Below are 12,786 nucleotides of genomic sequence, written 5' to 3'. Positions count from 1 at the left end.
CTATCCTTAGGGTATCACAAAGAAAAAATATCGAGAATATGATTAAATGAGACGCTGCTACAGGCCAGCTTTTTAGGATATAAAACGACCGGAGTAAATAAAATAAGAAAATTCCCCCAAACAAGCTCTGTGTCTATAAAAAATTAATTAAGTTGATTGTAATGCGTGTTTGCGTCAGTTATAACCTTTCCATCCTTTACAGTAATCTCCACACAGGTTCTAAATTCATGAGGATCCAATTGTTTATTACTACCTACTAGGATAATATTTTGAGAACCCGCCTTATTATCGTTTGTTCCGAACATCCTAATATGGGTAAAACTTGTACCGAAAGTGCTTTTTATCCCTCCTAATAAATCATCACTTTGATTACCTGCATAGTTGAGAATAACTATTCCATCAGAAGTTAACTTCTTAAGTACCTCTTGCACAAACTCTCTTGTTGTTAAATGAAAAGGGATCGTTAAATCTTGATAAGCGTCAAGGAAAATAAGATCGAAAGATGCATCTCTCTGTTGGCCTAACACCTTACGACCATCTCCAACTATCACATGGTCACCGTTATAACCAAAAAATTGTTTGCTCAGCTCTACAACTTCGGAATCCAACTCGACGCTGATAAGATTTTTATCCTTATAAAATTGGGGGATCGTGCCAATACCATGCCCTATCACAACCCCCCGATCGAAGTCAGGCATATAGTAATCAGCAATTTCAATCATGCTTTTAGTATATTTCAGTAGTGGCTCATCTGGTTGATCCATATCCATGATTCCTTGATAGCTGTTTTTATTAAACTGCATCCCCAAGTAATTCCCTTTCTTCCCGTAGACAGATTCCAGTTTTACAATTGATATAGGGTTATAGATGCTTTCAGTATGGTACATCAAACCTTGATCTTTATTATGGATGGCCATGCCCAAAATAGGAATAAAGCAAACAGGTAAAATTAGAATACTGATTACCATGGAGTTGATACCACCTTTTTTACCGATGAGGAAACTTGAGAGTAAAATCATCACGGAGTAAACACAAATTACGAATGCGACATTAAAATTTGGAATCACCAGAAAGGTAGTACAAAGGGTTCCAAAAATGCTGCCAACTGCAGGTATCTGATGAAGATGACCTATTTTTTTTCCGCTTACACCCTCATTTAAAACAATCTTAGATATTACCGGCACGATCCCGCTTAAGAATATATTTGGGAGGAGTAAGAGAAGTATGGATGCAATTAGTATTCCAATCCCTTGTGGTAACTGGTTCAAAACCGGAAGTACATATGGTGCAAAGAATGGGATTATTGCCATGCTTCCCGCTCCGGCCAAAAGAAATACGGTCAGGATCATTCTGTTCTTATTGGTATCAGCTGCCCTTCCCCCAACCCAATAGCCAATAGTTGAACCAACAAGGAAAATAGATATGATTGATCCCCAAATGTACTGACTACTGCCGAAATATGGGGTAAATATTCGAGAGGCTAGCATCTCCAATCCCATGTAAACAAAAGAAACTAAAAACATAATAGTATAATACCGTTTAATCAAATTGACCTCCTTATAAAAAAAGCACCGAAATAACCCTATCACGGGTTATTTCGGTGCTTCCGATTCAATGTGGATTTCTTTAATTTAAAGCCTATTATACCATGGCTGAGCCTCTTCAAGAAGCTCGTTTGAATCTTGAGAAATATTCTGATAAGATCGAACTAAAGTTGATATTATACAAACCGGAAGCACCGGTCCATTAAGCCATCATGGCTTGTTTGGGCCGGTGAATTTTTTATTTAAAAGGAGTGTTTAGATTGGTCATAAAAGAACAATTCGATGTGGTTTTGGGCCACGATATATTCAGTGAAACCCAGACTGTAATGTTGGAAGAAGATCGCTTCAAACATGAGCTCCTGATCGGGCCTTCAAAACAAGAATTAATCACTTTTGCAGCTTTACCGCGAATCGAACAAGACATAGAAAAGTTGGTGTCTGGTGAACCAGTAGGTATATTCATACTATCAGAAGATCTAGAACTCATGGAGGCTATAGAGGCCATTCTGATAAAGCACAAAGTATCTGAGTCAATGATACACAATCTTACTCCACTATATACCACCCAAATAGCAACTAATCCTTTGGCCTACGCCTCAATCTCGGATGCCATGACTAATGGGGGGATTGTACTCGTGCATCCATCAAAATCGATAGACCCATTCTTCCGATTTCGTTTAGTTGATCATTTTATTTCAGCATTTAGTATGTGTGCATTTAGGCGATCAGCTGATGAAAAACGTATCCCTGTCTTTCTAATGATTGAAACCCCATTAGTTTACAAATCCGATGAAGAACTCCGTAGCCTACTGATGTTGGGGCGTCGATATCGTGTAGGTTTATGCTTAATCGATCATTCATTCACCGATTCTCCCATGACAACCTCCATTAAAAGAGATATTTATTATTGATTACGCACTTTTACACGTTGCAGCCGGAGCGCGTTGAGAACAACGGATACGGAGCTCAGTGCCATTGCAGCTCCTGCCACCCAAGGTGCCAATAAACCGATCGCTGCGATTGGAATTCCAAGTGTGTTGTAACCAAGAGCCCAGAATAAGTTTTGTTTAATATTACTCATCGTTTTGCGACTCATATAGATTGCATCCGGAATGCTGGAGAGATCTCCCCGCATGAGCGTTACATCTGCAGCTTCCATCGCTACATCTGTACCCGTTCCAATTGCCATCCCGATGTCAGCTGTCGCCAAAGCAGGCGCATCATTGATTCCATCACCTACCATAGCTACTGTCTTGCCTTGGGCTTGCAATTTCTTCACTTCTTCTGCTTTTCCTTCAGGCAAAACTTCTGCTCGAACATGATCAATGCCGACCTGCGCTGCAATAGCATTTGCCGTCCGTTCATTGTCGCCCGTAATCATAATCACTTGGATACCCATTTCTTTCAAACGGTGAACTGCTGCCTTTGATGTTTCTTTAATCGTATCCGCTACAGCAACCATACCTTCATATTGGTTATTGATCGCAACAAGCATGGCTGTTTTTCCGGCTTCCTCCAAGCGAGCCATCGTATCATATGCATGCTTAGCATCCACCCCATATTTGTCCATCAACCTGCGAGTACCGATAAGAAGTTGATTCCCTTCTACGACGGCCTTAATTCCAAATCCAGGGATGGCTTCAAAAGAATCTGTACCAGGCAACTCAATATTTTTATCCTGTATTCCTGCAACAATTGCTTCTGCTAAAGGGTGCTCCGAATTTTTCTCTGCTGCACCGACCAGCCGTAAAAATGTTGTCTCATCTCTATCGGATAAAACATCCGTGAGCTCTGGCTTACCTTTCGTAACCGTACCGGTCTTGTCAAGTATGATGGCGTCGATCTTATGGGTTTGTTCCAGATGCTCGCCACCTTTAAACAAAATGCCTAGTTCTGCAGCGCGACCGGATCCAGCCATAATCGATGTCGGCGTAGCTAAACCGAGTGCACATGGGCAAGCAATGACAAGAATTGCAATCGCTTTTTCTAATGCTTCTGCAAAATCGCCTGGGGTCACGAAGAAGTACCAAATCAAGAAGGCCACAACCGCTATGCCAACAACAATTGGGACAAAAATTCCTGAGATCACATCCGCCACCCGTTGAATCGGAGCTTTCGAGCCCTGTGCTTCTTCTACAACCTTAATGATCTGTGCAAGCGCTGTTTCCTTACCAACTTTTGTTGCTTTAATTCGCAACATGCCATTTTTGTTAATCGTTGCTCCGATGACCATGTCGCCTTCTCTTTTCTCAACTGGGAGACTCTCACCAGTTAACATGGATTCATCCACGGACGATAGACCTTCCAGCACCTGACCATCCACCGGCACCTTATCACCAGGACGTACAAGCACCACATCTCCTACAATTACCTCATCTACCGGAATGGAAAGCTCTTGACCGTCACGAACAACTAATGCCGTCTTGGCTTGCAATCCCATCAATGATTTAATGGCTTCAGAGGTTCGGCCTTTTGCTAGTGATTCAAATAATTTCCCTGTGATAACCAGTGTGATCAGAACTGCACTTGTTTCGAAGTACAGTGATGGTCCATGGTGCATGCCCGCGCCGTTAATGAACCATTCAATCGTAAGATACAAACTGTAAAAATATGCAGCTGAAGTCCCGAGCGATATCAATACGTCCATATTTGCGCTGCGATTACGTAGTGCTTTATAAGCACCTACATAAAAAGGTTTACCGATATAGAACTGAACAGGGGTCGCCAAGATCAACTGAAACCATGGATTCATGAAAATCTCTGGTGTATAAATCCATGAAGTGAATGAAAAATGAGCAACCATCGTCCATAAAAGCGGTAATGAAAGTAAGGCTGAGATAAGTAATTTCTGTTTCTGCTGGCGTAATTCTTTTTCACGACGATCACCTGTGTTCGCATGATCTTCTTTCGAAATTGCTTTATATCCAATTTGTTTAACCTTGTTTTGCATCTCGGTGATGGATACTTCTCCAGGTGAGTATTCTACCCGTGCTGTTTCCATTGCAAAGTTGACCGTAGCATTCGTAACGCCTGGCAGCTTGCTTAAGCTTTTCTCGATTCGATTCGCACATGCTGCACAGGTCATACCTTCCAGTTTAAATTGAGCAACTTCCTTAGCCGTACCGTAGCCCAATTTCTTAATTGTCTCTTCCAGAATGTCAGTATCAACTTTTGTTGGATCGTACGATATACTAGCTTTTTCGAGGGCGAAATTTACGTTAGCCGTATCCACACCCTCCAATTTATTTAATCCTTTTTCAATTCGATTGGCACACGCCGCACAAGTCATCCCAGTGATTTGCAAAGTTGATTGTTTTTTTTGGTTCGTTGCTACTGCTTCCATAAATGGTTCCCACCTTCACTTTACACATTGGATTTATTTTACGTCGTATCCCTGTTCTTCAATGGTTTCTTTAATTTGTTCAATCTTGATATGACTCTCGTCGAACGACACATCTACCGTATTGTTTTTGAGATCAACTTTTCCCTTCACACCAATTTCCTTGAGTGCCCCTTCAATCGTATTGACGCAATGCTGGCAGCTCATTCCTTCTACTTCTAATGTCATGTTTTTCATTTTCATCATTACATCCCTTCATTGGTTGTTTTTAATTGTTTAAATTATCTTTTTATTACTACATGTTACATCGTGATCTAACATTAATTGCCAATGTCATTTCTTGAACTTAGTATACCCCCGTACCCTATATTTAGTCAACACCTTTTTAATTTTATTTTTTATATTCCCCAGCCAATTAAAGATTGATAAGAAAAAAGCAGCATCACTGCTGCTTCTAAGAATTGTTATTTCATTAATTTGTTCATGGTCGTTAACAGCTCCGTTAATACTTCTGTATCGCCTTCTTGTATTCGATCGATAACACAACTTCTCATGTGATGTTCAAGCAAAAGCTTCCCGACGCCGTTTAGAGCTGATTGGACCGAGGCAATCTGATTTAATACATCGTCACAATAAGTGTCTTTATCAATTAAGCCCTTAATGCCTCTTACTTGCCCCTCGATCCGGTTCAAACGAGAAACTATGCTGTTTTTCACTTTATCTGAGTGATGGCTCTTACGCCCACAATCCTCAGTTGAACAGTGGCTAGATTGTACACTCGATTGATCTACCAGTTCCATGTTAATGCTCATTTAATCTCTCCTCCTTCATGTTAATATACTCTCCCACCCTATACAAAAATAAACGGTATTCACTTTGATAAGGAATTTGAAACTGAGATTGTTGCTGTGAAATTCCTAATACAATATTTACTTGATACTCCGAATATATAGCCCCCCACCCTATATTGTCAAGCAAAACCTGCACACCATTTTCTACACATAAAAAATTTATGCAAAAGGCCCTTCACTTTTTTTAAGATTTAAAAATGAATAACAAGTGAACGAATAAATTTTTCAAAATTTAAGAATCCTTAGACTGGGAGGTGTTCACACTGATAGATGGAATGATGATCGATCGTTCGATGATGATTTTGATGTGTGCTATGATGTGTATCGGGGCGCTTATCTTTATACTGATTGTTGGAGCGACCGTTTACGTTGTTGCTCGATTGCTGATGATGAAAAGCCGTGTTGTGGATCGCCCCTTGATGATGCTGAAAGAACGGTACGTTAGAGGCGAAATTAATGACGATGAATATTTGCGAATGAGAAAAGTCATCCATTACGTGAAATAAGGGAGCACCTGCCTGGATGAAATTTTGTATCTAATCGCTCTTGTTGCAGGGTTTGACGGGGCATTTGGGTTATGGAGATATTTCTGATGAGACAAGAATGCGTTCATCCGGATATTGCTCATAAAGATCATTAACTATTATATGATCCTTGCCTTCCAGTTCTTCATTCCAACGCTTGTTGATTTTTGAATGCTGAATTTAGGGATGAGCAATAAGCACAAGAGAATTTTCATTGGGATCCCCTTCTCTCCTCATGTTGCATTTTAACTAGCCATTACTCCGCATAAGGAACAATTGTATTCTTCTGAATATGTTTCACAGCATACTTTGCATCCGAACCAACACCGCGGAGGGTCGCTGAGGCAAAGGATCGCTGCCCGGATAGGCCCACAAAGTATAAACCGAGTACAACCGTACTGACGCCGCGGTCTTGTAATGGATCTCCCTTAGCATCTAGCCCTCCCAGGTCCTTAATAAAGGAAAGATTGGAATGAAACCCAGTTGCAAAAATAACGCTATCCACCTTCTCTTTAGAACCATCTGGCCAAATCACCCCATCTTCATAAAACGAAGTAAACATGATCTTTTGCTTTGGGTTGCCATCCTTCAACCTTTGTTTGTACCCATCCAGGTCCATAACGGAAGATGCGTTGGCTAATGACTTCCCTATCCGCCAGTGGGAATCGATACCGGTGATAATAAACCAAAAATGAATGTCCTTTCCTAGAAAACGCTGCGGCACAAGCGAGACCTGCTCGCGAACAGCTAACGTGGTATGGGCTTTATCTGCTAACTCCATCGCGATTTGTACAGCTGAGTTTCCCCTGCCGACAACGATAACAGATTGATCCCTGAAGGCATCAGGTGTCTTATACACCGCGGAATGTATGATTGTACCTTTGAAATCTTCTTGTCCAGGTATCGATGGAATATATGGCTTGTTAAAAGAACCGGTAGCGCAAATCACGTTGCGTGCAGTATAGGTTTCTCCCGAAGTCGTACGAACTTGAAAAACACCTGATTCTTTAGAAACTTGCTCAACACGTTGATGAAAGGCAATCGGTAACTGAAAGTGAGACGCATAGTTTTTTAGGTATTGAACAACCTCATCTCGATTAGGATATCGGTCACCTGGAGACGGTATGGATAGTCCCGGTAAGGATGAATATTTAGCCGGCGAAAACAGCTTTAAACTATCGTAGTAATTCGGCCACGACCCTGCAGCTTCCCCACTTGCTTCCAAAATTAAAAAGGATAAACCTCTTTGTTTCAGGTGATACCCTGATGCTAATCCCGATTGCCCGCCACCAATGACTAGGACATCTAAAACATGATTCATTGTCATTCTCTCCTCTCACGTTATGTATGATTATCAACATCAATTAGGATTTCATTTTTTCGATTCCTCTTCTTCACTCGAAGCAATACGAATCCACACAATACTAACAATAGAGCAGCTCCAACATTCAAGAAGGTATCTCCAATTACAGAGAGCAATGTGAAACCCAGAAATGGACCTAGCGCAGCACCTATATCAACCGTCATGGAATACGAAGATACGACGTAATGTTTATTGGATGAATCAGCTGCATATTGAGCGGCATCAGCATCTAATAATGTAGTTACGATTGAAGATACGAGAAGTAATAAGATCAGCGTTGAGAGCCACACAACAGTTTGGAGATGGAATGCGATGATAACAAAAAGAATACCCACCGCCATGATACTTCCCGTTAACCATTCTGTTCTCGACTGCCTGATATCACTAAACCTTCCAACCCAATAACCAAGGAAAGGATCCGCAGCTAATTTGAGGGTGAGTAATATTCCTGTTAACGTTGCAGCACTAATCGAACTTAATAAAGATAAAGCACTAAAATCCCGCATTTCTATCCAGTAGCTTAGTGTCGATTTCACGTACCCTTGGAATAATAAAGAAATCACAAATCCGGTTAGTAGAAGTACAATGAAACGTCGATCCTTAACCATGAACAGCAGTGCTTTCGAATTTTTGTTCTCTACATGCTGCACTACACCTCGACTGCTTGTTTTGATAGCTAACAAAAGCGGAAAAGTTAAAGCACTGAGGATCGCGAAACCGATTAACACCGACGAAGTATCAAAGCTTTCAGATAATAAGGAACCTACAACCATTCCGATAACGACACCAGCACCGGCAATCCCATTAAACAAACCTGTTAGTTTCCCTGGCTGCTTGCTCTCCGTAACAGCTTCAACCACTAATAACTGCCCGGCTTGCTTAATGAAAGCCCATGCCACTCCCCACACACATCTAGCGATCAAGAGCGCGATAAATTCATTAAAGTAACCATAAGCAAATGTAGAAACGATCGTTAGGCAGATGGCGATGAATAGACCATTTCGAACCGGATATCGTGTATAGAACCAGCCAATGAGTGGATGTATCGGTATACGAACAAACCGATTGATCGATAATAAAACCCCAATCTGCCAAAGGGCTGTTAACCCGAATTCCTCACTGTTTACCGGCAACACGGCATATAACATGGCGTCTCCAAATAAACTAACTGCTGTGATGAAGGCGGCAATGATCATGTTTTTCTCAGCCGTGCTCCGAATCATAATCAACCTCCAAATTATTTGTAAATTACAAGTAATAACTCATATAATAGGCCCCTTAGTTCACTTCCATGTGCATAATAATTAAAACCAGTCGCATTACATGTATCAAGCCTTAGATCAGTTATAACTCGAATATTTGTATTTTGCAAGTTTTTATTTTAAAATGAGTCCATTTTAAATAGCCACCTGTTCTACTGGTGGCTATCACGTATTATGCATTACATACATCTAGCACGATCCGTTATTTTGAATTTTCATTAAACATTCCGACCAAGTTAGGCATTTGCAGTTTAAGCCGTTATCTAGAATCTTTATCATGGAATTAATTAGTTTCTTCTTTTCCTCAAGTTGAGAGCGTTTCAACTTCGCCATGTGCTCCCATCGATCTGAAAGTGAATCATCCACTTCAAAACCTTCTAATAAAATGATAATTTCCTGTATCTTAAATCCTGTCTCCTGAGCGACTTTAATAAAACTTATACGGTCAAGTAGGCTCTCATCATAGCGGCGTTGGCCGCTTCTCCGTTCAGGAGCAGGCAGCAAACCGACCGATTCATAATAGCGCAAAGTTGATGCATTCATACCAGCCTTTGCCGCCAACTGACCAATGCTAAGCTTTGTCATTAAATCCCCCCTTGACTTAAAGTTACCTTTAAGTTTTATGATTTAATTATAACTCATTCTGGATAGTGAATTAATAAAATCTTAGGCTAACACGAAACTTAACTCGAGGGTGGAGCAGCCTAGAGCATTGCACATTTTTGAACCTTATGAGTAGCTGTGTGTTAGCTCTCCTTTTTGAAATATCGGTGCAGTTATTTCATCACCGCCGCCATAAGGGCAACTAAATCAATTCGTATAAAAGAAGCAGTTGTAATTCTTATGCTAATTGAAAGGGGCAAATAATATGACTAAAGAAATACCTATTTCATGTTGCTATACAGTCTTTACAAAGGAGGAACGATTTGAATACAAAAATATTTGGAGAGGATTAGAACTAAGAAGGATCAGTATTACGGAGATTGAAAAAGGATACCAACACCTATTCCCTGGTGATTCAGAAACACTACGGCTTTTGAATGAATGGATTGGCTTGGAGAGAAGATGCTGTCCTTTTTTAACTTTTACGGTGATCACAAACAATGAAGATAAAACGATCAAGCTTCAATTAACTGGGAACGAGGAAGTAAAAGCATTCTTACGAAATGAAATTGACGAAAATATAAATGTACTTACTACGTAAAGCCAAAAAACGAATAGCGCCTGTTAACCCTATTCCTCATTACCGATCGTCTTTGTTGAGCTTTTAATTCTTGACTAGTCAGAGTAGACATGATACTTTCGCCTTTAATATAGGCATCAAGAACAGTTGTGAAGTTTAACGTTATTTTGTTGCGATAATCAAGCACAAGTGAAATGAGGATTGAAATGGTCTCAAGAGAACAGTTAGAAAGGAATCAAGTATGGCTTTATGCTCTGGTATTAATTCTTGCTACTGGCATTGGGTTATTTTGGCCTGAAACAAGCGCAAGTTTTGATCATGTGATTTCAATTGTACTTACCATATTAATGTACGGAATGTTTACGCAAATCCCTTTTTTCCGCTTAAAAGAAGCACTATCAAATCGACAGTTTATTTACGCACTACTTATGATGAATTATATAGTTGTACCTATCCTAGTCTGGGGATTAACACGGTTTCTTCCTGCTGATCCCTCTTTGCTATTGGGTGTATTTCTTGTTTTGCTTACTCCGTGTATTGACTATGTCATTGTCTTCACACACCTTGGTCGTGGGAACGAGAAGCTTGTTTTAGTTTCAACCCCCTTACTCTTTGTTACCCAAATGCTTTTATTGCCTATTTATCTATGGCTTTTTATGGGCACACAGGCAGCCGAAATTGTGAGTGTTGGACCGTTTCTCGAAGCATTCCTAGGTCTTATTGTAGTTCCTTTAGTACTTGCACTGCTTACACAATGGTGGGCAAGAAAACAGCAAACGGGAGAACGTTTTCTTGATGCTACAGCATGGCTCCCTGTGCCTTTTATGGCACTGACTCTTTTTGTTGTTGTTGCATCGCAAATCAGTAAACTATACACTTCATTTGACATTATTAGCCAAGTGATTCCAGTCTATGTAGTATATATGGTCATTACTCCAATGATCGCTCGTATCGTTTCTCGTATATTCCGATTGGATACCGGAGCAGGACGGGCACTTATTTTTAGCGCGGGGACGCGTAACTCACTAGTTGTTCTTCCTTTTGCTTTAGCTCTACCTGAGCCTCTGAACGGGTTAGTGGCAGCAGTAATCGTAACTCAGACAATAGTAGAACTTATTGGGGAATTGATTTATATTCATCTTGTTCCAAAGGTCCTTTTACGAGAAAGCGATGAAAAGAAGTTTACAAAATAGCTATGGTCTCACCCTTGCGCTCATTCAAATCACATAAGGAGTGTTGTTAAAATGGATTGCTGCAACTCATCCAACCATATAGTAGCCGTTAGAACTGATTGTCCTTCCTGTAGGGAAAAGGGTAAGAGCGTACAGCTCATTACGCTTAAATCATTGTTAAAGGCTTCTGCTCTTGAAAACATTGAGCCTAAGAACTCTTTCCTTTTTTGCTCAAGCTCTACTTGTCCTACTGTCTATTTCAGCACCGACCATTCGCAAACATTCGTTGTAAGCGACCTGAAGGTACCTGTGTACCAAAAGAACCCGAGTATGAATGTGCCCGTGTGTTACTGCTTCGATTGGACTAGGGATCGACTTCTTCAAGCGGCGGGTACCGACGAACAACCTACCAAACAAATTAAATCACATGTTCAGGCGGGTCGTTGTGGTTGCGAGGTAAACAACCCCCAAGGTTCTTGCTGTCTAGGAAACGTGAACATTTATATAGGGAGTCTTTCAGGAAGTAATCCTCGCTAAGTATAAAAACTGTTTTCGCAGGTTATTTCTTTATAAGTTAACAGCCCTTCCTGATAACAACTTCATAAAAGATCTACTCTCACCATGTTCATTCAATGCATTATCTTTTATAAGGAGGGACTTCCCAGTCCCATCCCTTTAGAAGATATTAAGAAACCTCATAACCGTAGTATTTTATTTATTTCTTCATCCCAGCCCACTTATTTGATCTGCGTGTAGAATCTAAAGTCCTCATTCTTGAAACTATGCTTCAAATATCTTTTCGAGGGATTCTCTTTGGGTCGGCTTTATTTGAATAATGTTGCGAATGCTCTGGGCCTTTTCCTCAGCTTCGGCAATGGTTTGGGCCTCTCCTAGGGCTAGCAAGGTTCCAATGGCAACGGTTCCTGTCCTTCCTTTACCTCCCCCACAATGAAAAGCAACTTTTTGGCCATTGTGATAGGCACTAACTACTTCATCGATCGCCTTTTTAAATAAAACTTCCTCGCTCTCCGTTGCATTGTCGCCCAAGGGGATCTTAATCCATTTCACGTTGGCATCTGTTGATGCGCACTCCGTGGCTTCTTCTCGAAGGTCCACCACGACTTGGACACCTTCTTGTTTTACCATTTCTTCGACATCAGCGGCTCCGCCCATATAGATCTTATCTTCATGTAGTGCATGGTATTTCTTCTCCATGTTCTTCGTTGCCTCCTATTTTCGAATTAGCAGCAGCTGCTACTGCCGCCACTGACGATTAATGCAGGACCTTCTTCATCTAGGTCAATATCCAATATAACATTCCGTACGAGGTCCGCAATCGTTGGATCGAAAGCCACTTCTATATGATTTATACGCTCGACAATGTCATTTTCCTGAGCTTTATCCAGCGTCAGCTGATAACTTGGTCCGCAACACCCAGCACCTGCATTAAAGAATCTTAACGTTGTTGTCTCAGCTTCTTTCATCATCTCTTCGATGTATGCTTTAGCCTCATCCGTAATGATCATGATGATCACTCCTTATAAGTA

Annotated in this window: 14 protein-coding genes; 5 read left to right on the top strand and 9 right to left on the bottom strand. The window is 40.8% G+C overall.

Features of this window, described 5'->3' with window-relative positions; translation table 11 throughout:
* Window positions 1-143: 143 nt before the first annotated feature.
* Window positions 144-1,547: a fused MFS/spermidine synthase gene (locus PGL02S_RS18300; protein ID WP_082834220.1), complete on the bottom strand. Its 1,404-nt coding sequence runs from the start codon at window positions 1,545-1,547 to the stop codon at window positions 144-146.
* A 257-nt stretch (window positions 1,548-1,804) separates the two neighbouring features.
* Here PGL02S_RS18300 and PGL02S_RS18295 point away from each other — a divergent pair, with 257 nt between their 5' ends.
* Window positions 1,805-2,455 (top strand): hypothetical protein, encoded by a 651-nt coding sequence (locus PGL02S_RS18295; protein ID WP_127502889.1) that lies wholly within the window; start codon window positions 1,805-1,807, stop codon window positions 2,453-2,455.
* On the opposite strand, the gene PGL02S_RS18290 is transcribed toward PGL02S_RS18295, so the two are convergent.
* The 3 genes from PGL02S_RS18290 to PGL02S_RS18280 all read right to left on the bottom strand — a co-directional run bounded on the left by PGL02S_RS18290 (window position 2,449) and on the right by PGL02S_RS18280 (window position 5,684).
* Window positions 2,449-4,887, bottom strand: a complete 2,439-nt coding sequence (locus tag PGL02S_RS18290) for a heavy metal translocating P-type ATPase (RefSeq protein ID WP_036638497.1) — start codon at window positions 4,885-4,887, stop codon at window positions 2,449-2,451. The genes PGL02S_RS18295 and PGL02S_RS18290 overlap by 7 nt on opposite strands.
* A gap of 33 nt (window positions 4,888-4,920) precedes the next feature.
* Window positions 4,921-5,121, bottom strand: a complete 201-nt coding sequence (locus PGL02S_RS18285; protein ID WP_036638843.1) for a copper ion binding protein — start codon at window positions 5,119-5,121, stop codon at window positions 4,921-4,923.
* A gap of 227 nt (window positions 5,122-5,348) precedes the next feature.
* Window positions 5,349-5,684: a metal-sensitive transcriptional regulator gene (locus PGL02S_RS18280; RefSeq protein ID WP_036638840.1), complete on the bottom strand. Its 336-nt coding sequence runs from the start codon at window positions 5,682-5,684 to the stop codon at window positions 5,349-5,351.
* Between the two features lie 344 nt (window positions 5,685-6,028).
* Here PGL02S_RS18280 and PGL02S_RS18275 point away from each other — a divergent pair, with 344 nt between their 5' ends.
* Window positions 6,029-6,241, top strand: a complete 213-nt coding sequence (locus PGL02S_RS18275; RefSeq protein ID WP_255308649.1) for an SHOCT domain-containing protein — start codon at window positions 6,029-6,031, stop codon at window positions 6,239-6,241.
* A gap of 274 nt (window positions 6,242-6,515) precedes the next feature.
* Here PGL02S_RS18275 and PGL02S_RS18270 read toward each other — a convergent pair whose 3' ends face one another.
* From PGL02S_RS18270 to PGL02S_RS18260, 3 genes are all read right to left on the bottom strand, one after another.
* Window positions 6,516-7,580, bottom strand: coding sequence for a flavin-containing monooxygenase (locus tag PGL02S_RS18270; protein WP_036638496.1), 1,065 nt, complete (start codon window positions 7,578-7,580; stop codon window positions 6,516-6,518).
* A gap of 20 nt (window positions 7,581-7,600) precedes the next feature.
* On the bottom strand, window positions 7,601-8,845 hold the full coding sequence (locus tag PGL02S_RS18265; RefSeq protein WP_036638495.1) for an MFS transporter: 1,245 nt from the start codon (window positions 8,843-8,845) through the stop codon (window positions 7,601-7,603).
* 228 nt (window positions 8,846-9,073) lie between these two features.
* Window positions 9,074-9,469: a MerR family transcriptional regulator gene (locus PGL02S_RS18260; RefSeq protein ID WP_036638494.1), complete on the bottom strand. Its 396-nt coding sequence runs from the start codon at window positions 9,467-9,469 to the stop codon at window positions 9,074-9,076.
* A 283-nt stretch (window positions 9,470-9,752) separates the two neighbouring features.
* Between PGL02S_RS18260 and PGL02S_RS18255 the strand changes: the two genes are divergently transcribed.
* The 3 genes from PGL02S_RS18255 (at window position 9,753) to PGL02S_RS18245 (ending at window position 11,776) form a co-directional block, all read left to right on the top strand.
* Window positions 9,753-10,088, top strand: a complete 336-nt coding sequence (locus tag PGL02S_RS18255) for a hypothetical protein (protein WP_225595923.1) — start codon at window positions 9,753-9,755, stop codon at window positions 10,086-10,088.
* A 185-nt stretch (window positions 10,089-10,273) separates the two neighbouring features.
* On the top strand, window positions 10,274-11,260 hold the full coding sequence (locus tag PGL02S_RS18250) for an arsenic resistance protein (RefSeq protein WP_036638493.1): 987 nt from the start codon (window positions 10,274-10,276) through the stop codon (window positions 11,258-11,260).
* A gap of 51 nt (window positions 11,261-11,311) precedes the next feature.
* On the top strand, window positions 11,312-11,776 hold the full coding sequence (locus PGL02S_RS18245) for a putative iron-sulfur cluster-binding metallochaperone (RefSeq protein ID WP_076152817.1): 465 nt from the start codon (window positions 11,312-11,314) through the stop codon (window positions 11,774-11,776).
* 243 nt (window positions 11,777-12,019) lie between these two features.
* Here the strand turns inward: PGL02S_RS18245 and PGL02S_RS18240 are convergent, their stop codons facing one another.
* Entirely contained in the window at window positions 12,020-12,454 is a 435-nt protein-coding gene (locus PGL02S_RS18240; RefSeq protein WP_036638491.1) for a protein-tyrosine phosphatase family protein, read from the bottom strand.
* A 26-nt stretch (window positions 12,455-12,480) separates the two neighbouring features.
* Window positions 12,481-12,765, bottom strand: coding sequence for an iron-sulfur cluster assembly accessory protein (locus PGL02S_RS18235; protein ID WP_036638488.1), 285 nt, complete (start codon window positions 12,763-12,765; stop codon window positions 12,481-12,483).
* Window positions 12,766-12,786: the final 21 nt, after the last annotated feature.

Origin of the sequence: Paenibacillus glucanolyticus NBRC 15330 (assembly GCF_004000885.1) — a bacterium.
GTDB classification, from domain to species: Bacteria; Bacillota; Bacilli; order Paenibacillales; family Paenibacillaceae; genus Paenibacillus_AQ; species Paenibacillus_AQ glucanolyticus.
This window is presented reverse-complemented; position numbering and strand designations above follow the sequence as displayed.